Origin of the sequence: Streptomyces griseoloalbus, from assembly GCA_014650015.1 — a bacterium.
GTDB classification, from domain to species: Bacteria; Actinomycetota; Actinomycetes; order Streptomycetales; family Streptomycetaceae; genus Streptomyces; species Streptomyces griseoloalbus.
On record BMUD01000004.1, the window covers coordinates 146,501 to 166,610 of the forward strand.

Annotated in this window: 20 protein-coding genes and 3 pseudogenes; 9 read left to right on the forward strand and 14 right to left on the reverse strand. The window is 72.5% G+C overall.

Annotation, left to right across the window (positions count from 1 at the left end; genetic code table 11):
- Positions 1-54 precede the first annotated feature (54 nt).
- Positions 55-2,457, forward strand: a complete 2,403-nt coding sequence (locus tag IE178_RS07810) for a SpoIIE family protein phosphatase (RefSeq protein WP_193511728.1) — start codon at positions 55-57, stop codon at positions 2,455-2,457.
- A 40-nt stretch (positions 2,458-2,497) separates the two neighbouring features.
- Here IE178_RS07810 and IE178_RS35770 read toward each other — a convergent pair.
- Together IE178_RS35770 and IE178_RS07815 are read right to left on the reverse strand one after the other, a co-directional pair.
- Positions 2,498-3,130: pseudogene (locus IE178_RS35770) on the reverse strand (peptidoglycan-binding protein).
- Positions 3,131-3,205: 75 nt separating this feature from the next.
- Positions 3,206-4,081, reverse strand: a complete 876-nt coding sequence (locus IE178_RS07815; protein WP_193511729.1) for an ATP-grasp domain-containing protein — start codon at positions 4,079-4,081, stop codon at positions 3,206-3,208.
- A 94-nt stretch (positions 4,082-4,175) separates the two neighbouring features.
- Between IE178_RS07815 and IE178_RS07820 the strand changes: the two genes are divergently transcribed.
- Positions 4,176-4,898: a TetR family transcriptional regulator gene (locus IE178_RS07820; protein WP_184762717.1), complete on the forward strand. Its 723-nt coding sequence runs from the start codon at positions 4,176-4,178 to the stop codon at positions 4,896-4,898.
- Between the two features lie 165 nt (positions 4,899-5,063).
- Positions 5,064-5,480: a Zn-ribbon domain-containing OB-fold protein gene (locus tag IE178_RS07825; RefSeq protein ID WP_193511730.1), complete on the forward strand. Its 417-nt coding sequence runs from the start codon at positions 5,064-5,066 to the stop codon at positions 5,478-5,480.
- A 24-nt stretch (positions 5,481-5,504) separates the two neighbouring features.
- Here IE178_RS07825 and IE178_RS07830 read toward each other — a convergent pair whose 3' ends face one another.
- Both IE178_RS07830 and IE178_RS07835 read right to left on the reverse strand, forming a co-directional pair.
- A complete protein-coding gene (locus IE178_RS07830) occupies positions 5,505-6,260 on the reverse strand; it encodes a class I SAM-dependent methyltransferase (RefSeq protein ID WP_193511731.1) in 756 nt (251 codons plus the stop codon).
- A gap of 42 nt (positions 6,261-6,302) precedes the next feature.
- On the reverse strand, positions 6,303-7,496 hold the full coding sequence (locus IE178_RS07835) for a MalY/PatB family protein (protein WP_193511732.1): 1,194 nt from the start codon (positions 7,494-7,496) through the stop codon (positions 6,303-6,305).
- 24 nt (positions 7,497-7,520) lie between these two features.
- On the opposite strand from IE178_RS07835, the gene IE178_RS07840 reads away from it, so the two are divergent.
- A complete protein-coding gene (locus tag IE178_RS07840; RefSeq protein ID WP_193511733.1) occupies positions 7,521-8,543 on the forward strand; it encodes a DUF3800 domain-containing protein in 1,023 nt (340 codons plus the stop codon).
- Positions 8,544-8,675: 132 nt separating this feature from the next.
- Positions 8,676-10,049 carry a S1 family peptidase gene (locus tag IE178_RS07845; protein ID WP_193511734.1) on the forward strand — a complete coding sequence of 458 codons (1,374 nt, stop codon included), beginning with the start codon at positions 8,676-8,678 and terminating at the stop codon, positions 10,047-10,049.
- Positions 10,050-10,064: 15 nt separating this feature from the next.
- Here the strand turns inward: IE178_RS07845 and IE178_RS07850 are convergent, their stop codons facing one another.
- From IE178_RS07850 to IE178_RS07860, 3 genes are all read right to left on the reverse strand, one after another.
- Positions 10,065-10,427, reverse strand: coding sequence for a DMT family transporter (locus IE178_RS07850; RefSeq protein ID WP_193511735.1), 363 nt, complete (start codon positions 10,425-10,427; stop codon positions 10,065-10,067).
- 186 nt (positions 10,428-10,613) lie between these two features.
- Positions 10,614-10,799 (reverse strand): hypothetical protein, encoded by a 186-nt coding sequence (locus IE178_RS07855; RefSeq protein ID WP_030863721.1) that lies wholly within the window; start codon positions 10,797-10,799, stop codon positions 10,614-10,616.
- A 100-nt stretch (positions 10,800-10,899) separates the two neighbouring features.
- A complete protein-coding gene (locus IE178_RS07860; RefSeq protein ID WP_438874355.1) occupies positions 10,900-11,355 on the reverse strand; it encodes a hypothetical protein in 456 nt (151 codons plus the stop codon).
- On the opposite strand from IE178_RS07860, the pseudogene IE178_RS07865 reads away from it, so the two are divergent.
- Positions 11,347-11,553 (forward strand): annotated as a pseudogene (locus IE178_RS07865) (gfo/Idh/MocA family oxidoreductase); the annotation flags it as partial. The gene IE178_RS07860 and the pseudogene IE178_RS07865 overlap by 9 nt on opposite strands.
- A 30-nt stretch (positions 11,554-11,583) precedes the next feature.
- Here IE178_RS07865 and IE178_RS07870 read toward each other — a convergent pair.
- From IE178_RS07870 to IE178_RS07890, 5 genes are all read right to left on the reverse strand, one after another.
- Positions 11,584-12,279, reverse strand: a complete 696-nt coding sequence (locus IE178_RS07870; protein WP_184762710.1) for a L,D-transpeptidase family protein — start codon at positions 12,277-12,279, stop codon at positions 11,584-11,586.
- A 123-nt stretch (positions 12,280-12,402) separates the two neighbouring features.
- On the reverse strand, positions 12,403-13,215 hold the full coding sequence (locus tag IE178_RS07875) for an SDR family NAD(P)-dependent oxidoreductase (protein WP_193511736.1): 813 nt from the start codon (positions 13,213-13,215) through the stop codon (positions 12,403-12,405).
- 50 nt (positions 13,216-13,265) lie between these two features.
- The gene (locus IE178_RS07880) at positions 13,266-14,180 is read right to left on the reverse strand and encodes an SDR family oxidoreductase (protein ID WP_193511737.1); all 915 of its coding nucleotides are present in this window, start codon (positions 14,178-14,180) and stop codon (positions 13,266-13,268) included.
- A gap of 100 nt (positions 14,181-14,280) precedes the next feature.
- On the reverse strand, positions 14,281-14,910 hold the full coding sequence (locus IE178_RS07885) for an MBL fold metallo-hydrolase (RefSeq protein WP_184762707.1): 630 nt from the start codon (positions 14,908-14,910) through the stop codon (positions 14,281-14,283).
- Positions 14,910-15,995: an S-(hydroxymethyl)mycothiol dehydrogenase gene (locus IE178_RS07890; protein WP_193511738.1), complete on the reverse strand. Its 1,086-nt coding sequence runs from the start codon at positions 15,993-15,995 to the stop codon at positions 14,910-14,912. The genes IE178_RS07885 and IE178_RS07890 overlap by 1 nt, the downstream gene beginning before the upstream one ends.
- A gap of 130 nt (positions 15,996-16,125) precedes the next feature.
- Here IE178_RS07890 and IE178_RS07895 point away from each other — a divergent pair, with 130 nt between their 5' ends.
- Positions 16,126-17,880 (forward strand): ABC transporter ATP-binding protein, encoded by a 1,755-nt coding sequence (locus tag IE178_RS07895; protein ID WP_184762705.1) that lies wholly within the window; start codon positions 16,126-16,128, stop codon positions 17,878-17,880.
- 121 nt (positions 17,881-18,001) lie between these two features.
- On the forward strand, positions 18,002-18,367 hold the full coding sequence (locus IE178_RS07900; protein WP_184762704.1) for a nuclear transport factor 2 family protein: 366 nt from the start codon (positions 18,002-18,004) through the stop codon (positions 18,365-18,367).
- An 18-nt stretch (positions 18,368-18,385) separates the two neighbouring features.
- Here IE178_RS07900 and IE178_RS07905 read toward each other — a convergent pair.
- Positions 18,386-18,811 (reverse strand): annotated as a pseudogene (locus IE178_RS07905) (CU044_5270 family protein); the annotation flags it as partial.
- A 54-nt stretch (positions 18,812-18,865) separates the two neighbouring features.
- Complete coding sequence (locus IE178_RS07910) at positions 18,866-19,264, reverse strand: tautomerase family protein (RefSeq protein WP_193511739.1); 399 nt, start codon at positions 19,262-19,264, stop codon at positions 18,866-18,868.
- Positions 19,265-19,357: 93 nt separating this feature from the next.
- On the opposite strand from IE178_RS07910, the gene IE178_RS07915 reads away from it, so the two are divergent.
- Positions 19,358-19,852, forward strand: coding sequence for a MarR family winged helix-turn-helix transcriptional regulator (locus IE178_RS07915; protein ID WP_184762702.1), 495 nt, complete (start codon positions 19,358-19,360; stop codon positions 19,850-19,852).
- Positions 19,853-20,110 lie beyond the last annotated feature (258 nt).

Genomic DNA, 20,110 nt, shown 5'->3' on the forward strand with positions numbered 1-20,110 from the left:
GGAGGGGACAAGCCTTTCAACGAACCGGGAGCGGTGTGCGATGCTCAACGCGTGATGAGCGAGCCCGTTGTCCCGGTGGAGTCCGGAGCCGCGCCGGACCTGGTGGAACTGGCCAGGGTCGTCGCCCAGCAGCGCGTCGAGATGGACCGGCTGCGCGAGCAGGCCGCCACGTCGGCCGTGGTGGAGCGCGCCAAAGGCGTCGTGATGGCGCTGACCGGCTGCTCCGCCGACGCCGCGGGCGAGACGCTGCTCCAGCGTGCCAAGGCGGCCCGCCGCACCCTGCTGGAGGAGTGCTGGATCACCCTGGGCCGCACGGCGACCGCCCAACCCGGCACCGATGCGTCGCCGGCAGGGCCGGTGCGGGACGCCGACGGCGCGACTGCCGGACTCCCCGAGGCCGACCCGACGCAGGAGCCCTTCGCTCCCGACGACGTCGCGGAGGCCCTCGGCCGCCTGGGCCGGGCCCTCGTGCACGCCGACACACCCCAGGCACTGGCCCGGTGCCTGCGCGACCACCTCGGGCAGGACCTGGGCGCGGACTCCGTCATGGTCTACGCCCGCCGGCTCGGCGGTGGCCTGGAACTGATCGGGCACGCCGGACTCGACGAACGGCTGGCCGCCCAGTGGCGTCAGGTGCCCCCCTTCAGCGGGGTCGCGGTACTGGACGCCCTGCGGGCCGGCGAACCGCGCTGGCTGGAGGACTTCACCGAGGACAGCGCACGGTACCCGCTGATCGGCGAACCGCCCGAGCGGTGGCTGTCCCGGGCCTGGCTGCCGGTGCCCGCCGCAGAGGGCCCCGAGGTCTGCATCGGCGTGCTGCGCGGGCGGTCCGGCCCGTTCACCCCGCGCGACCGCGCCCATCTGCGGGGAGTCGTCCGGCTGTGCGCCGGGCGGCTGCGTACGTTCACCGCACGGGCGGAGCCGACGGCGGACGCGCCCCCGGAGGGCATACGGGCGCTGTTCGCGGCGCTGCCGGTCGCGGCGCTGCTGCTGACCCCGCTGCGCGGCCCTTCCGGTGAGCCCGAGGACTTCCGGATCGACGCCGCCACGGAGCAGGCGGCCGACGTACTGGGCGGCACCGGCGGCGACCCGGTGGGACGGCGGCTGCGGGAGTTCTGGCCCGACCTGGATGACGCGCCGGTGGGGCGGGGCTGCCTGGACGCACTCGCCACCGGGGAGACGTACGTCAGCGAGCCGTTCGCCCAACAAGAGATGGTGGACAGTGTCGCGGAGCTGTCCACGTACTCCGTACGGGTGACCCGGCTGAAGGACGCGCTGGTGGTGACCTGGGTCCGGCACGCCTCGTCCGACCGGCAGGAGCAGCGGCTCGCCGACCTGCAGCGGCTGGGCAACCTCGGCTGGGCGAACTGGAACCTGGCCACGGACGAGGCGTCCTGGTCGTCGCAGGTCTTCTCGATCCTCGACCGGGACCCGGCGGACGGACCCGTCCCGCTCGCCGGCCTTCCCGGACTCGCGGTGTCCGACGACCGGTCCTCGCTCGGCCTCGCCATCGAGAACCTGATCCGCGAGGGGCGGCCCTTCGACCTCCCGTTCCGCGTCCACGGCACGCGCGGCGTCCGTCATCTGCGACTGGTCGCCGAGGCGGTGGCGGACATGCACGGCACGCCCGTCGACGTGCACGGATTCGTGCAGGACCTGACCGCGCGGCGGCGGGCCGAGCTCGCCCTGGTCGAGAGCGAGCGGGCGATCCTCACCCAGCACGACGTGCTCCAGTCCGAGCGGACCCTGGTCGCCCGTCTGCAGAACGCCCTGCTGCCCCTGCCCGAGCGGGCGGTGAACCTGGCCGGCCTGCGCGTCGAGGTCGCCTACCTGCCCGCCCAGGCGGGCATCCACGTCGGCGGCGACTGGTTCAGCGCCATCGAACTGCCCGACGGCGACGCGCTGTTCGTCGTCGGCGATGTCGCCGGGCACGGGGTGGACGCCGTCGCCACCATGGCCCAGCTGCGGTTCACCGCCAAGGGCATGGTCATCACCGGCTCCTCGCTGACCGGCGCGCTCGCCCGGCTCAACACCCTGCTGCTGCACTCCCGGGACCCCCACGGCACCGCGACCATGGTCCTGGCCCGCTACCGGCCCGCCGAACGGCGTCTGGTCTGGGCCCAGGCGGGCCACACCCCGCCCCTGCTGCTGCGCGACGGCGAGGTGAGCTTTCTGCGCCGGCCCAGCGGCATGCTGCTCGGCGCGACCACCACACCGCGGTTCGAGGAGGCCGAGTGCCGTCTCGAACCGGGCGACCGGGTGCTGCTGTACACGGACGGTCTGGTGGAGCGGCCCCCGGAGAACATCGATGTGGGCCTGGCCCGTCTCGCCGGGGCCGTGGCGGCCCACCCGGGCGACGAGATGGGGTCCCTGAAGACACTGCTGGAATCGATGCTGGAGGAGGAGCGCCGCGACGACGTGTGCGTGCTCGACATCCGTATGCCGAAGGAGCGGTAGGACAGTCCCGGAGGACGGCGGGAGCCGCACCGGGCCGGCGTCAGGCCCCCGGAGGGCCGGTGCGGGACTCCAGGGCGAGGCGGGTGTCGTCGCCGTAGAGGCCGGTCTCGTCGCTCCGGATGCCGTACCAGAGCTGGAAACGGGCGACGGCGGCGGAGGGCGGCGTCGTAGCGGCCGTCGGTGGCGCCGTCCCGGTGGACGTCCGGGATGCGCGACAACCGCTGCCGCGGTTCGGTCACCGCGGGCCCCGCGTCGCCCTCGCGGAGAAACCCCGGGTCGGCGGGAAAGGCGGGAGCGGTCGTGGCACTCGCGGGCGGGCCGGGGGCCGGTGCCGCGCGGCGTTCGGCGTCCCGTTCCGTGAGCAGGAGCGCGCCTCCGAAGCCGGCCACCGCCGCCGCGGCCACGGCGAGTGCCCAAGCGGTGCGGCGGCGGGCCCCGACGCCGCACCGGGCCCTCGGCGGCCGGCCGGCGGGGACGGGCGGGAGTTCCCGCGTGCTGTCCTCGGATCCGGCCGGGGCAGCGGCAGCGGCACCGACTCGTATCCGCCCCGGTCGTCCTGCGCGAACTCCCTGAACAGCTCCGCGAGTGCGTCGGTACGGCGTGGGCGCAGGACCCGCAGGGGTTCGAGGGGCGGTCCGTGGTGCGGCCGCCCGGGCTCGGACGGTGTCGTCACGTTGCTCTCCTTCCGTCCCGCGCGGGCGAGTCGAGCCGCCCGCGGGAAGGAATACGCGCCGCGGGCCCTGCGGGTTCAGCCGGCCGTCACCCCGGCGTCCCGGAGGAAGCGGCGCAGGGATGCCGCCATGGCGGACACGAACGCCTCCCGGCCGGCGTCGTCGAGGGCGTCGAGCGACAGGTACGGATTGAGGTCCTCCAGTTCCACCAGCAGCAGTTCGCCGCCCGGCGCGCGGCAGGCGTCGACGCGCTGGATGCCGTGGTCGAGGGTGTTCCAGTCGATGAAACCGCGGGCGAATTCGAGGTCGGACGGGGTGGGTTCGTACGCCTCCAGCTGCCAGCGGCTCTCCGGGCGAGGGGCGTGGAGGGCGTACTGGAAGTCGTGGTCGACGAAGTAGAAGGAGACCTCGTAGGCGAAGTCGATGTGCGGTTGTACCAGGACGTCGCCGTCGACGAGGCCGCGCACCTCGTCCGCGGGGACGACGCGCAGCCCTATGGAGTCGGCGCCGAGCCGTGGTTTGACCACGTACCGTTGCGTGTCGGGCAGCCGGTGCAGGTCCTGCGGCCGGCCGACGGTGGGGATCACCGGGTGACCGGCGGCGCTCAGGTCGAGCAGATACTGTTTGCCGGCCATGTCTCCCCTGCCCGTGAGCGGGTTGTAGACCGGTTTCCCGGTCGCCGAGGCGCGCTCGCGGAAGGCGTCGTAGGCGTCCTGGTACGCCACCACCGGGCCGCTGTTGCGGACCACGACGGCGTCGAAGCCGTCCATCAGGGCGGCGGCGTCCCGCGGATGGCACAGGGCCAGGTCGAGGTGCTCGCGCAGCCGGGAGGTCAGGAAGACGTCCTCGTCGCCGTAGCGGCGCCCGCGGGCCGGGTAGGCCAGGTCGGTGACGTACAGGACGCGGGGGCGGGCGGCATGCGGGCTCCTCGGGGACGGTGGTGGATCGATCATAGGAACGACCTGCGGGAAAGGGCCGCGGTGGTACTGGGTTCCGTCCTGCGTGCACCAAGTGCCATCGGTGGCCTCCCGGTGCTACGTTCCGTTCATGAGCTCCAGCAGTGCGGCTCCCGGCCGCGGTGACAAGGCCGTGAAGCCGCCGATGCGGGACGCACTGGTCGCGGCGGCGTTCCGGCTCTTCCTGGAGCGGGGCTACGAGGAGACCACCGTCGACGACATCGTGGCGCTCGCCGGGGTGGGGCGGCGCTCGTTCTTCCGCTACTTCCCGTCCAAGGAGGACGTGGTCTTCCCCGACCACGAGCGGTGCCTCGCCGAGATGACGGCCTTCCTGGCCGCGAGCGCGGCCGACGACGAACCGGTGCGCAGGGTCTGTGACGCCGCCCGGCTGGTGCTGCGGATGTACGCCGAGAACCCGGCCTTCTCCGTGCAGCGCTACCACCTCACCAAGAAGGTGCCGGGACTGCGCGCGTACGAGTTGTCCGTGGTCTGGCGCTACGAGCGGGCCCTGGCCAGGTATCTGCGGACCCGCTTCGCCGGTCTCGGGGACGGCGTCCTGCGGGCCGATGTGATCGCCGCGGCCGTGGTCGCGGCGCACAACAACGCGCTGCGGTCCTGGCTGCGTTCGGACGGGAAGGGCGACGCGCAGGCCGCGGTGGACCATGCGCTGGGGCATGTGCAGGCCGCGTTCGGCGCCACCCCGGCACCCCCGGTGACGCAGGGGCCCGAGGACGTGGTGGTGGTCGTGTCACGGCGTGGGGCGCCGTTGTGGCGGGTGGTGCAGGAGCTCGAGTCCGCGCTCGGGCGTGGCTGACCCGAGGCGGCCGGCCACCCCTCAAATGAGGGTACGGAGTGCCTTTACGGGTGACACTGAGTGCCATACGCTGTCGCTGTGCACGGCGGCGCGGCCCGCCGGGCACGCGCGTGCCCGGGCGACCGCGCACGCCGGATTCCGGCCGAGTGCAGGGAGTTGACCAGCGTGTACCACCACTCAGGAAGCGTCGCTCAGCAGGCAGCCGGCTCCGCCACGGGCGTCCTCGAACCCAAGGGGCCCGACCACGCGGAGGCCATGCTCTTCCAGCGCTGCACCTGGTGCGGCACCGCGATGTACCACCGGCTGCTGTGCCCGGTCTGCCAGGGCAGCGACCTGCGTACGGAGCGCAGCGGGGGCGTCGGTACGGTCCGCCATTCCACGGTGCTCCACCGCAACACCCCCGCGGCCCGCAATGTCTCCCTGATCGAGATGGCCGAGGGGTTCGTGGTGCGCGGCCGGGTCATGGGGCCGCCCATCGGCGTCCACAGCGGCGACCGGGTGCGGCTGTCGACGGCGAAGGATCCGGTGCGGGGCGAGCCGGTCTTCCAGCTCGTGGACGAGCCGTACCGGGCCTGGACCTGACGGACGCCGGGCGCGGCGCCGAGGTCAGCCGGTACGCCGCGCCACGAAGACGAACTCCCTGCCCGGGCGGTCGGGAGCGTCCCGCACCTCCTGCACCGCGTAGCCGTGCCCGGCGAGGTCCGCCTCGACCTCCTGCCGCTCGCGGAAACGCAACGTCGAGTCCGACGTCAGCACCTCCGCGCGCGCCCCGTCCGCGCCATCCGCCCCGTCCGCGGCGAAGACGTACGTCGACCGGAACGTCACCAGCGGCCCGTCCACCTCGGTCACCTGGACCCAGTGCTCGACCGTGCCGACGCCCGGCACGCGCGTCCTGCCGTACGACGTCTCCTCGGTCCACTCCTCCCAGGCACGCCTGGCCGGATCCCGGGTCTCGAACACCAGACGGCCCCCCGGCCGCAGTGCCGCGTGGGCTCCTCGCAGGGTGGCGTGCCAGAGGTCCGGATCGGCGATGGCCTGGGCGACGTTCGCCGTCATGGTCGCCAGGTCGACCCGCAGCGGCGGCAGCGCCGTCGCGTCGCCGTGGATCCAGCGGACCCGTTCGCTGCCCGGCTTGCCCCGGGCCACGTCGAGGGACGCCCCGGCGGGGTCGACGCCGACCACCTCGATCCCGAGGCCGGCCAGCAGCAGGGCGAACACCCCGGTCCCGCAGCCGATGTCCAGCACCCGCCGGGCGCCGAACTCCCGCGCCATGCGGAGGTACGCGTCCAGATCACCACGGTCGGGGTCGAGCGGGTCGTAGACGGCGGCCAGCCGTGGATGTGCGAAGCACTCGTCAGCCATGCCGTAGACGGTATGCGGTCGGGGCCCGCACCACCGCACGATTTATCGCCGCGCCTGCCGCTCCACGGCCACCGCCATCCGCCGGACGGCCTCCTTGAGCACCTCGGGCGAGGTGGCGAGGTTCAGGCGGGCGTGACCGGTGCCGCCCGAGCCGAAGGGGAGACCGGAGTTGAGGGCCACGCGGCCGTGCCGGAGGAACGCCTCGGCCGGGTCGTCGCCCAGGCCCAGGGCCCGGCAGTCGAGCCAGGCGAGGTAGGTGGCCTCGCCGGGGCGGTAGCGGATCGCCGGCAGGTGCTCGGCCAGCAGGTCGGCGAGCAGCCGGCGGTTGGCGTCGAGGCCCGCGAGCAGGGCGTCCAGCCAGGCGGTGCCGTCGCGCAGGGCGGCGGTGTGGGCGAGGACGCCGACATGGCTCGGGCCGTGGCCGACCTCCTCGGGCATCCGTGCCAGGTCCTCGGCCGCCGCCGGCCCCGCGATCGCGAGCGCCGCCTTCAGCCCGGCCAGGTTCCACGCCTTCGAGGCCGACATGAGCGACAGGCCGCGCTCGCCGCCCGGCACGCTCAGATACGGCACGAACCGTGTGTCGCCGACGACCAGCGGCGCGTGGATCTCGTCGGCGACGACGCGTACGCCGTACCGCTCGGCGAGGGCGGCCACGGCGGACAGCTCGTCGGCGCGGTGCACGGTGCCGGTGGGGTTGTGCGGGCTGCACAGCAGGTAGGCGGCCCGCTCCCGATCGGCCGTCACCCGGCGGAAGGTGTCCTCCAGGACGTCGAGGTCGATCCGTGCGTCCGCGCCGAGCGGGGCCTCGACGACCCGCCGGTCCATGTGCCGGACGAAGTCGTGGAAGGGCGGGTACACCGGCGAGTTCACCACGACCGGATCGCCGTACCCGGTGACCAGTTTCAGCATCTCGACCACGCCCAGCATGACGTCGGGCACGATCGCGGTGCGTTCCACGGCGAGCCCGCCCCACGCCCACCGTTCGTCCGCGAAGGCGGCCAGCGCCTCGGCGTAGGCGCTGCCGACGGGGTAGCCGGTGTCACCGCACTCCATCGCCCCGGTGACGGCGCGGACGATCGGCCCGGCGAGGGGCACGTCCATCTCGGCCACCCACACGGGCAGCACGTCCTCGGGGTACGTGCGCCACTTCATGCTGGTGCGGCGGCGCAGGTGGTCGAGGGTGAGGGCGTGCAGGGGATTCGGGTCACCGGACGTCTCGTGCGGGATCCTGGTCATGAGCACACGATAGGGGGCTGTGGTGTGAGCGGACATCGGCAGAACGGAGCGGGTGCCGTCGGCGTCGGCGCGCCGCTGGAGATCGCCTGCGACGAGTCGGGGTCGGACGGCGAGAACCTCACCGGCGGGAACACCGATGTGTTCGCGCACGCCGGCGTGCGGGTGTCCGTCACGGCAGCGGCCGACGCGGTACGGGAGATCCGGGACCGGATCCGCTCACCGGCCGAGGAGTACAAGGCGAACCACCTGCTGCGGGAGAAGCACCGGGCAGTGCTGGAGTGGCTGCTCGCGCCCGGCGGGCCGATCCACGGCCGGGCCCGTGTGCACCTCACGGAGAAGGCGTTCTTCGTGGTCGACCGCGTGGTCGCCCTGCTGCTGGAGGATCCCGCCGAGGCGGTCGTCCTGTTCCGGACGGGACGCCGGGCCTTCGGGGCGGACGGGTGGACGGAGTTCCTCCAGGCGGCCAACGAGTTGCTGCGCGTGCGGGGCGGCGGGCAGACCGGGGCGTCCGTCGCGCTCTTCCTCGGCACGGTCGACGGCCTGCGCCGCGCCCACGCCGGTACTCAGGCGGCGCTGGTCCTGGAGCGGCTCGCGGCGCGGCCGGACCGGGCCGAGGCGTACCGGGCGAGGCTGACCGAGGGGTCGGCCGTGCGGATACCGGTGCTCAATCCGCTGCTTCCGGCGATCATCTCCACGGCCGCGTACTGGAGCGCGGGCGGGCGGCCCGTACGGCTGGTGCACGACCGGCAGAACCTGCTCACGCCCGAGCGCATCGCGTGGATCGAGGAGAGCGCACGGCGTGACGGGATCGCCCTGGAGGAGGTGCGGCTGGTCGTCGCGCGGGAGGATCCGCGGGTGCAGCTCGCGGACTTCCTCGCCGGGATCGCCCGGAAGGTCGCCTCCGACGAGCTGAACGGCCACGGGGACCCGGCGCTCACCGTACTGCTGCGCCCCTATGTGGACCCGGCGTCCGTGTGGGGCGACGCCCGCAGCGCGGCCGTGCTCGGCCTGGACATCCCCGACCCGTCGGCCCACGCGGCCGGTTGACCGCCGCCGCGCGCACGGGATCCCGCGCGGGCTGAACACGCCGCGCCCCCTGCCCGTATGGAGACAGGGCCCTCGAGTCAGGGGAGGCCCCCGCGGTGTGCACACCGCGCTGTTCCGGTTCGGGAGTCACGCATGAGGCACGCACGACGACGGGTCGTCCGAGTGACACGGCTGGCGGCCCTCGGAGGACTTCTCCTGGGGGCCACGATGGTCACCCACGCCGTCGCCAGTGAGCCCCGGGCGCCCGACGCGGTGCCGTACGCCACCGCCGGGGAGGCCGCGGCCGGCCCGGGCGCCGGCCTCGTGTCCCGGCTCGGCACGTCCCGTACGGCGGGCAGCTGGACCGACGCGGACGGGGGGACGGTGGTCGCGGTCACCGACGAGGAGGCGGCGGCGGAGGTACGGGCGTCCGGCGCCGAACCGAAGATGGTGGAGCGCAGCATGAGCGACCTGAAGTCGGCCGCGAAGACACTGCGTGAGGCGCCGCGCGTGTCCGGGACGGCGTGGGCCATGGACTACCGCTCCAACGAGGTGGTGGTGCGCGGCGACAGCACGGTGTCCGCGGACGACTGGTCCGAGCTGACCGAAGTGGCGGACGGCATCGGCGGTTTCGTCCGCATGGAGCGCACCGAGGGCACCTTCACCACCCGTGTCAACGGGGCGCAGCCCATCCTGTCGACGGCGGGCCGCTGTTCGGCGGGCTTCAATGTGACCGACGGGGAGCGGGACTTCGTCCTGACGGCCGGGCACTGCGGGCCCGAGGGGTCGGTGTGGTTCGCCGGCGACGGGGTCCGGCAGGAGGTCGGTACCACGGTCGGCGGCAGCTTCCCCGGCGACGACTACTCACTGATCGAGTACGCGGGCGGCCGGGCCGGAGCGGGTGCCGGTGTGGTGGCGGTCGGCGACGGCAAGGGCGTACGCATCACGGGGGTGGCGGATCCGACGGTCGGCCAGCGGGTGTTCCGCAGCGGCAGCACCAGCGGGCTGCGCGCCGGCGAGGTGACCGCGCTCGACGCGACGGTGAACTACCCCGAGGGCACGGTCAGCGGTCTCATCGAGTCCGACGTGTGCGCCGAACCGGGTGACAGCGGCGGTCCGATGTTCTCCGAGGGCATCGCGCTCGGTGTCACGTCGGGCGGCAGCGGTGACTGCCGGACGGGCGGTACGACGTACTTCCAGCCGGTGACGAAGGCGCTGGCGCGGCTCGGCGTACGGCTCATCGTGGCGCCCGGGGCCGACGGCGGTGCGGCGGCGCCCTCCCCGGCGCCGCCGCAGGCGCAGGGCGCCGGGACTCCGGAGGCGGCCTCACCGGGGTCGGCGGCTCCGGTGCGGGGCATCCTCCCGGACCCGTCGACACTGCTGACCCGACTGGCCGACCCCCGTAACGTCGGTCCCGGTCTGCTGGTGATCGGGGGCAGTCTGGTCGCCCTGGTGGCGACGCGCTGGATACGGGCGGAACAGGACCGCAAGGCGTACCGGCGCCACTATTCGGCGACGTGGGGCTGATGCCGGGGCGGTCTGTCAGCCCACGGTGAGCAGCACGGTGGCCACGGCGGCTCCCACCGGCCCCACCGCCTGTCGCCGTGCGATGCGTTCGCGCAGCACGGTGAGGCCGAGGACCACCCACCACAGGGGGGTCCCGTGACGACGATGCCCGCCCGGGGCGAGGGCCCCCGGTCGGTCGCCGAGGACGAGCACCCCGCACAGCACGGACAGCGGGACGCCCGTGACGGCGCTCACCGGCACGACCACGCTCATGGCCCCATGGCTGAGTCCACGGTTGAGGAAGCGCATCGCGGTGGCGCTGCCGACGCCGGACAGCGCACCCCGGAGCAGGTCAGGAGGGACGACGGTGTCGGCGGGCAGGAGAAGAGCGGCCCCCACGGCGAGCAGCAGCCCGCCGATCTGGCCCCGGAAGGTGACGGCGGAGTGCGGGACGCGGCGGCTCAGCAGGCCGCCGGCGAAGTCGACGACGCCGAGCAGAGGGCCGAGGTCAGTGCGAGAAGGGCACCCATTCGTCCATGGGTGCCCGGTGGGCGGGGTGGTGAGGCCGAGGTGGCTACGCGGCTCTCAGGCCGCCCTGGCCGGCTGCGGGAGGGCCGAGGCCCACTCCTGGACCAGGCGCTGGTACTCCTCGCGCTGTTCGACGCTCAGTGTCCCGCCCGACCGGAGCCACAGGGCCCGGATCTCCTCGTTGACCTCGGCAGCCGATCGCTCGGAGGAGGGTTCAACAGTGGTGGACATGCCGTGAAGCATACGGCGCCGAAGGTGAAGACGCTGTGAGCGATCGCACGCTCATCGGACATTTCCGACAGTGTTGCTGATCACGTCCATCTGCCAAGCAACGTGGGCGAGTTCACACCTCGACCGCTCCCAAAACCCGCACCTGGAGCGCCAGGACGGCCGCGCCCCGTGCCCAGTCGTGGAAGTCGGACACCTTGGTCTCCAGGTCGACCGGCGCGGCCGGCGGATGACGGTTGACGCGAATGCTCTCCTCCACGGTCCTTCCGGCCACGTCCATCAGGCCGACCCCCTCCCCCGCGAGCAGGATCTTCCGCGGGAGGACGAAGTCGGAGATCTGCGCCACCAGCGCGCCCAGGGCACATCCCGCCTCCTCGATGACGCGGGCCGGCAGGGGGTCGCCGGCGGCGGCGAGGCGGGGGTGTCCGTGTGCCGGTTCCGTGGTCATCTCCCCCAGCAGATCGGCGACCTCCGCCGGGTCGTGGCCGGTCAGGGGGCGGTCATGGCGGGCGACGATCTCGCTCCTCCGGTGGTGACCACGCCGTAGACCGTGTCCGCGGCGTTCGACCACCTGCGCAACGGTCACGAGGGCAGCCACCACTTCCTGGTGGACGGCTTCGTGACCGCGGTCGCCATCCGCACCCTGCCGTCGGTGAACGCGTGGGTGGCCGCCCGCTGCACCCTGCCGGGCATCGTCGCGCACGAGTCCGCGCGGCAGGGCGGGGTCAGGCTGGAGATCCCGGACTTCGGGGACGCGCCCGGGGCGTGAGGTACGCCGCCTGCCGGGCGCCCGGAGGGATCAGGTGCCCGGCTTGCGGCCGTACACGTAGACGTCGTCCCCGTTCTTCAGCAGCGACCAGTACTTCTTGGCGTCGGTCTTCGTCATGTTGACGCAGCCGTGGGAGCCGGGCGGGTTCCACATGCTGACGCCGGCCGAGTGGAAGGCCTGGCCGCCGTCGAAGAACTGGCTGTAGGGCATCGGCACGTCATAGATGGTCGAGACGTGGTCGATGTTGCGCCAGTAGATCTTCTTCAGGCCGGTGCGGGTCTCGTGGCCGTTGCGACCGGTGCGGACCGGCACCGGGCCGAAGACGAGCTTCTTGCCGTCCTGGATCCAGCTGAGCTGGAGCGTGAGGTTCACGCAGGCGATACGACCCTTGTTCACCGGACATTTGCCCGACTTGTTCGGGTTTTTCCCCACTGCTTTCTGTTTGTTCATCAGGTCCATCACACCCCAGGTGACAGGACCGGCGTACCCGATGTTCGGCGTGATGCCGTGCTTGGTCTGGAAGGCGCGGACGGCCTTGCAGTCGGCGGAGGACTGCTTGCCGTCGACCGGCCGGCCGAGGAACTTCTCCACCTGCTTCTGGTACGGGCCCGCCGTGGTGGTGCAGCTCGCGGCCTGCGCCGGCGCCGCGCCGAGCGCGAGTGTGAGCGGGGCCACCAGCGAGGTGACCCCGAGAACGACGACACTGCGTCTGCGTTTGTCCCCCATGGTCCGTTTTGCCTTTCCCGTGGAAGTGAGGTGCGCTGGCCTGCGCACTCTGCCAGGTAGACGGCCCACGGGGAAGTTCGGTTGTACGGGACGGCCGTCCGCGACCGAACGGTGACCACCCGGCTACGGCGTCGGCACGCTGCTTCCCGGCTCGGCGAGCGCCTGCCGGAAGCCGGAGTTCACCGCTGTGATGCCGCCGTCGACGACGAGGGTGGTGCCGGTGATCCAGGACGCGTCCCGGGAGGCGAGGAAGGTGATGGCGGCCGCGATGTCCTCGGGTTCGCCGACACGGCCCAGGGGATGGAGGCGCCGGGCCGCTTCGAGGTCGTCGGGCCTGCCCTCCCAGGCCCGGGTGCGGACGGTGCCCGGTGCCACGAGGTTCACGCGCACGCCCCGGGGCGCGGCGTGCCCGGCGAGGGTGCGGGTGAGGGAGAGCAGGCCCGCCTTGGCCGCGCTGTAGGCGTGGTTGCCGAAGTCCTGGAGACCGTTGACGGAGCCCACGCCGACGATGGCGCCCCGGCCGGAGGCGGCGAGGTGCGGAAGCGCGGCGCGGCAGCAGCGGTAGGCGCCGGTGAGGGTGACGTCCAGGTCGCGGGCCCACTCCTCGTCCGGCTCGTCCTCGAAGCGGGATGCGTCCGGGGTGCAGTGGGCGGCGTTGTTGACCAGTACGTCGAGCGAGCCGAAGGCGGACACGGCGTGGGCGACGGCCGCCTCGACCGACGCACGGTCGGTGACGTCCGCGGCGCGGGCCTCGGCGCCGAGTCCCCGCTCCCGGAGCTTCGACGCCGTCCTCTCCGCCTCGTCCGCGTCCACGTCCACCACCAGTACCCGGGCCCCCTCCCGCGCGAACCGCAGCGCGGTGGCGGCGCCGATGCCGCGTGCCGCCCCGGTGATGAGAACCCCGTACCCCGCGAAGCGCCGTGTGTCCGTCGTCATGGGGTGACGGTAGCCGCCCGGTCGATCAGGGCGGCAGGGGCCGGACGGGATCAGCGGTAGCCGGTCACGTCCGCCGGCTTGCCCGTGTCCTGGACCTCGACGATGTAGCGCCAGGCGTCCGGGCGGCTGCCGTCGAGGTCGGTGAAGCCGTACTCGCGGGCGAGTCCGCCGCTGGAGAGGGAGGTGCCGTTGAAGCGGGCCACCTCGGGGTCGGCGGCGAGGGCCGCGACGGCCCGGCCGACGTAGCGCGGCGTCTCCGAGATGGCGAAGTGCGGGACGCTCTCCAGGGCGTCGCGCCAGTTGTCCTCCCGCACGCCGAAGTGGTCGAGCATGATCTCCGAGCGCAGCCAGCCCGGGGTCAGGGCGACGGCGGTGGCACCGCGCGGTGCGAGTTCGTGGCCCAGGGCGAAGGCCATGCGCAGGACCGACGACTTGGCGACGTCGTAGAAGAAGGAGTTGCGGTAGGTGTCGCGGTTGTAGTCGGCGGTGCCGTCGGTGACCTCGACGACCAGTCCGCCGGGGTTGCGCAGCAGCAGGGGCAGGGCGTGGTGACTGGTGATCGCGTGGGTCTCCACCGCGAGGCGCAGCAGCCGCAGCCCCTTGTCCAGATCGTGCTCCCAGACCGGCGTCTCCCACTCGAAGAGCGTCTCGCCGCCCCAGATGTCGTTGACGAGGACGTCCAGGCGGCCCTGCTCGCCGGCGATGCGGTCGACCAGTGCCTTCACCTGCCGCGGTTCGAGGTGGTCGGTCGGCACCGCGATTCCCTCGCCGCCCGCCTCGGTGACCAGCTCGGCGGTGTCCTCGATGGTCTCGGGCCGGTCGTATTCGGAGCGCCGGGCGCGTGTGCTGCGGCCCGTGACGTACACGGTCGCGCCCGCCGCCCCCAGCTCCACGGCGATTCCCCGTCCGGCGCCCCGGGTCGCCCCGGCCACCAGCGCGACCCTGCCCTTCAACTGCTCCGACATGTACGGCCTCCCGTCACTGCACTGTGCTGACTCTCCGAGAGTGACGGGTAAGCCGGACATCTTCTGTCACCTTTTCGCGCCGGTCACCCGGGCGGTCTTCTCAGTGGCCCCGGGCGATCCATTCCTCCAGGTGCGGGGTCTCCGCGCCGATCGTGGTCGGGTCGCCGTGGCCGGTGAGGACCTTCGTCCCGGGCGGGAGGGTCAGCAGGCGGTCCCGGATCGAGTCGATGATCGTCGGGAAGTGGGAGAAGGAACGGCCGGTGGCGCCGGGGCCGCCCTGGAACAGGGTGTCGCCGGTGAACACGGTGGCCAGCCCCGGGTCGTACAGGCAGACCGCGCCCGGCGCGTGCCCCGGCGTGTGCAGCACCGTGAGGTCGGCGCCGCCCGCCTCGATCACCTGGCCGTCGACCAGCCAGGAGTCGGGGTCGCGGTCGGGGTGGGTCTGCTTCCACAGCGGCAGGTCGTCGTGGTGCAGCCAGATGGTGGCGCCGGTGCGCTCGGCCAGGGCGGGCGCGGCGTCGATGTGGTCGTTGTGGGCGTGGGTGCACACGATGGCGGTGAGGCGCCGGTCGCCCACGGCCTCGGCGATGGCGTCGGCGTCGTGGGCGGCGTCGATGACGATCGCCTCGTGGTCGTCGCCGACGATCCACACGTTGTTGTCGACGTCCCAGGTGCCGCCGTCGAGGCTGAACTGCCCGGAGGTGACGAGTCGTTCGATGCGGGCGGCCATCACAGCACCACCACCGAACGCAGCACGTCGCCCCGGTGCATCCGCTCGAAGGCCTGCTCCACCTCGTCGAGCTGGATGGTCTCGGTGACGAACGCCCCCAGGTCCAGGCGGCCTTGGAGGTGGAGGTCGATCAGCATCGGGAAGTCCCGGGAGGGCAGGCAGTCGCCGTACCAGGAGGACTTCAGGGAGCCGCCGCGGCCGAAGACGTCGAGGAGCGGCAGTTCGAGCTTCATCTCGGGGGTGGGCACGCCGACCAGGACGACGGTGCCGGCCAGGTCGCGGGCGTAGAAGGCCTGTCGGTAGGTCTCGGGGCGGCCGACGGCCTCGATGACGACGTCGGCGCCGAAGCCGCCGGTGAGTTCGCGGATCGCCTCGACCGGGTCGGTCTCGCGGGAGTTGACGGTGTGGGTGGCGCCCATGGAGCGGGCGGTCTCGAGCTTGCGGTCGTCGATGTCGACGGCGATGATCTTCGCGGCTCCGGCGAGCCGGGACCCGGCGACGGCCGCGTCCCCGACGCCGCCGCAGCCGATGACGGCGACCGAGTCGCCCCGGCCGACGTTCCCGGTGTTGATGGCGGCGCCGATGCCGGCCATCACCCCGCAGCCCAGGAGCCCGGCGACCTGGGGGGCGACGGCGGGGTCGACCTTGGTGCACTGTCCGGCGGCGACGAGCGTCTTCTCGGCGAAGGCGCCGATGCCCAGGGCCGGGGAGAGTTCGGTGCCGTCGGTGAGGGTCATCCGCTGCTTCGCGTTGTGGGTGTCGAAGCAGTACCAGGGGCGTCCGCGCAGACAGGCCCGGCACTTCCCGCACACCGCACGCCAGTTGAGGATCACGAAGTCACCGGGCTCGACGTCGGTGACGCCGTCGCCGACCGACTCGACCACGCCCGCGGCCTCGTGGCCGAGCAGGAAGGGGAAGTCGTCGCCGATGCCGCCCTGCTTGTAGTGCAGATCGGTGTGGCACACCCCGCAGGCCTGGACCCGCACGACCGCCTCGCCGGGTCCCGGATCGGGTACGACGACCGTCTCGATCCGCACCGGCTCGTCCTTGCCGGGTGCGATCACGCCGCGTACTTCCTGCGCCATTCTGCTGACTCCTTCGTCGACCGGTGTCCGTCCTCCTGACCCTACGCGCGAATGATCGGTCGTGCCGCCCACCGTGCCGCGGGCCCGCCCGCGCGACTAGCCTGAACGCTCCGACCGGTGAAGGAGCGACGTGAGCATCGCAGCGCAGGAATCCGGCCCGCCCGCCTGGCGGCTGCTTCTCGGATATGTACGACCGCACCGCTGGGCCCTGCTGGGCGGCGCCCTGCTCTCCCTGATGACCGGCGCGACCGGGCTGATGCTGCCCCTGGTGGCCCGGGACCTGATCGACGACCTCTCGGACGACCGGGCCATCACCGGCGCGCTGCTGCTGATGTCGGCCCTCGTCGTCGCCAACGCCGTGCTGGGCGGGCTGGGTTCGTACGTGCTGCGGCGCACCGCCGAGTCGGTGGTGCTCGGGGCGCGGCGCTCGCTGTCGTCGTACCTGCTGCGGCTGCGGATCGCCGCCGTGGACCGCAGCGAGCCGGGCGATCTGATGGCCCGCATCACCTCCGACACCACGCTGCTGCGCGAGGTCACCACGGACTCGCTGGTCGGTCTGGGCACGGGTGGGCTCACCCTGGTCGCGACCGTCGTGCTGATGGGTTTCGTGGACCCGGTGCTGCTGGGGGTCACCCTGGGCGTGATCGTGCTCGCGGGCACCGTGCTCGGGGTGATCGTGCCGCGCATCAACCGGGCCTCCCGGCGGGCGCAGGACGCCGTCGGTGTGATGGGGGCCTCGCTGGAGCGGGTGCTCGGCGCGCTGCGCACGGTGAAGGCGTCGGGTGCCGAGCCCCGGGAGGAGCGCACGCTGCACGAGGCGGCGCAGGAGTCGTGGCGGCAGAGTGTGCGCGCCGCCAAGTGGTCGGCCGCGGCGGGCAACACGGCCGGGCTGGCGATGCAGATCGCGTTCATCACGGTGCTCGCGGTGGGCGGCGCTCGGGTGGCCACCGGCGCCATCGACATCGGGACGCTGGTGGCGTTCCTGCTGTTCGTCTTCTACCTCATGTCGCCGATCCAGGAGGTCGTCGGCGCGATCACGCAGTACCAGGCGGGCAGTGCCGCCCTCGCCCGGATCCAGGAGGCGCTGCGGCTGCCCGCCGAACCGGCCGCCGGACCCGCGCCGTTGCCCCAGTCGGGCACGGCGCCCGCCGCGCTCGCCTTCGAGGACGTCCGCTTCCGGTACGCCGACGACCTGCCGTACATCCATCACGGGGTGACGTTCACCGTGCCCGCGCAGGGCATGACCGCGTTCGTCGGCCCGTCCGGCGCGGGCAAGACCACCGTGTTCTCCCTCATCGAGCGGTTCTACGACCCCGACTCCGGGGTGATCACGCTCGACGGCCGGGACCTTGCCGACTGGGAGCTGTCGCAGTTGCGGGCCGCGATCGGGTACGTGGAGCAGGACGCGCCGGTACTGTCCGGCTCGCTGCGGGACAACCTGCTCCTCGGCAACCCCGAGGCGGACGACGAGACCCTGACCCGAGTGCTGAAGACGACCCGGCTCGACGGTCTGGTGTCCAAGCTGCCGGACGGTCTGGACACCCTCGTCGGGCATCGCGGCACCAAGCTGTCCGGCGGCGAGCGTCAGCGCGTCGCCATCGCCCGCGCGCTGCTGCGCCGGCCCCGGCTGCTGCTGCTCGACGAGGCCACCTCGCAGCTCGACGCGGTGAACGAGGCGGCGCTGCGGGACACCGTCGCCGATGTGGCCCGTACGACGACGGTCCTGGTCGTCGCGCACCGGCTGTCCACGGTGACCATGGCCGACCGGATCGTGGTGATGGACGCGGGCCGGGTGCGCGCCGTCGGCACGCACCGGGAGCTGGTGACCGGTGATCCGCTGTACGCGGAGCTGGCGGCGACGCAGTTCCTGGCGACGGGTGAGTGAGCGGCGTTGTGAGCCGTACGGGCCTGGCTTGCCGTGTCCGCCGGGCCGGAGGAGTCTCGTAGGAGAGGCCCGTCCCGGCCCGCCGGAGGACCGGCCGCGGCCTCGGAGGAGGTAGGTCATCATGGGAACCGCGGCACAACCGGTCTTCGGCACCGACACACTGCGCCGGGGCATCGAGGCGGACACGTCGGCGACGTTGGTGTCGCTCTACGCGGACGACGCGGAACTGCGCATCGTGGACCGCAACAGCCAGCCCAGCCACCCCACGGTCCTGCACGGCCGGGACGAGATCGCCACCGTGCTCGACGACGTCTACGGCCGCGACCTGACGCACAAGCTCGAGGGGTGTGTCGTTCAGGGCGACCGGGCCGCCTACAGCGAGAGCTGTGTGTACGGGGACGGGGTGCGGGTGCTCTCGGAGTCGATGCTCTCGCTGCGGGACGGCAAGATCACCGAGCAGACGATGATCCAGGCCTGGGACGAGTAGGACGGGGCACGGGGGCGATCAGCGCAGCCAGGCGCTGTACTGCATGACGTCGCCCGCCCGCGCCCCGTACACGGGCTGGTCGGTGGTGAAGGTGAGTTCCAGCCCGAGCACGGCGCCGGTGGACGGGTCCAGGATCAGCATGTGCCGCGGGCCGGAGTGGTCGTCGTACACATAGGCCTGGCCGGGACGGTCCAGCCGGTCCGTCACCTCGCCCACGGGGCGCAGTCCCTCGGCGTCCGCCAGCAGCCGGGCGAGCGCAGCGGACTCGCGGGCGCCGAGCGTCCAGTGGTCGAGCGGGAAGTCCTGCCGGCTGATCACCTTGCCGTCGTCGACGAGGCGGGGTTCGCCGTCCTCGTCGGTCAGGACGGGTCGGCCCGGGTGCCGCGGGTCGGTGGCCACGACGAGTTCGGTGTGCCGTCCGTCCGGCGTCCAGCGCACGATCCGCGGCGGCCTCGGGCTGCGGACGAGCGGCAACAGGCACGGACACGTAGTTGCCGCTCAGTTCGCTGGGGGTGGATCGACTTCGCCGCCGACGCCGGAGCGTCCTGGGGGAACGCCGACGACGTACACCGTCACATGCCGTCGGACGGATTCACCGAACACCTCGACCACGGCATCGGTGACAGACGTGATCAGCTGCGTGGGGGCATGGTCGATGCCCGGCAGGTGCAACGCCGCTTCACGTACGTTCAGTGAGACGATCGGCGCGTTCACCGCGGCGGGCACGCCGCCGATGCCCCAGCGGTGGCGCGGGATGCCGAACAGCTCGACGACCGCCATGGGGCGTGCTCGCTCTCCGTAGACCTTGACCAGTGCCTCGGTCAGGGCAAGGACGAGTGCCGGCTCGACTTCTCCGTCGAGCTCCTCTTCGTGGATCCGTACCTCGAAGTGCGGCATCACAGCTCCGTCCAGGTGGTTCGCTACCATGAGGAGAATTTCACTTTGCAACCAAAGTACCTTTGTCATCAAAACTAAATGGAGGGATGGTCGATGTCAATCGAGGGCCGGAGCGGCCGCACGACGAACCGGGAGGGAGCCGATCCGGAAGTCGACGAGGCGATCAGGGCACTGCTGCTTCTCATGCCTCGCATGGTTGGACGCGCGAAGCGGATCCGGGTGCCCGAGGAGCTCCAGTCGCTTGCGCTCGCGCCGCGGCACCTGTCGCTGCTGTCCTATCTGCTGTTCGACGGCCCGATGACCGTGAACGATCTGGCCGCCCGCCTGGAGGTCGCCCCGACCACCGTCAGCCTCATGGTCAGCGAGCTGAGCCGGAAGGACATCCTGGAGCGGCGCGAGGACGAATCGGACCGGCGTCGGCGCATCGTCAGTATCACCGACAGCAAACGACCGTCGATCGACAGCTGGTTGGCGCGGGGAGCACGCGCCTGGCGTCAGGCGCTGCAGCCCCTGACCCCCGAACAGCGGCGGATGTTCGTCCGGACTCTGCGGGCATACGAGGCGGCCGTGGCTGATGAGGACGACTGATGACGAGGTCGGCCGCCGCCGGCGTCGTCCGCCACCCGTTCGACCGGTGCGCCGGCGACGCTCGGCCTGCCGCCCCTCGGCGGACTTCCCGGCGTAACGGCCGCTCGGTGCCCCCAGCCTGCCCGGCACCGGTCCTTCCCTCCTCGTACGCACGGCGATTTTGTCGTGTCCGCGGTCTTGTGGAGAAGGCCACCCGTCCTTACTTTTCAGTAAGTTGAGTTCGAAAGCATCCGTGTTCGGATTCCCGTTCCCTGCCTT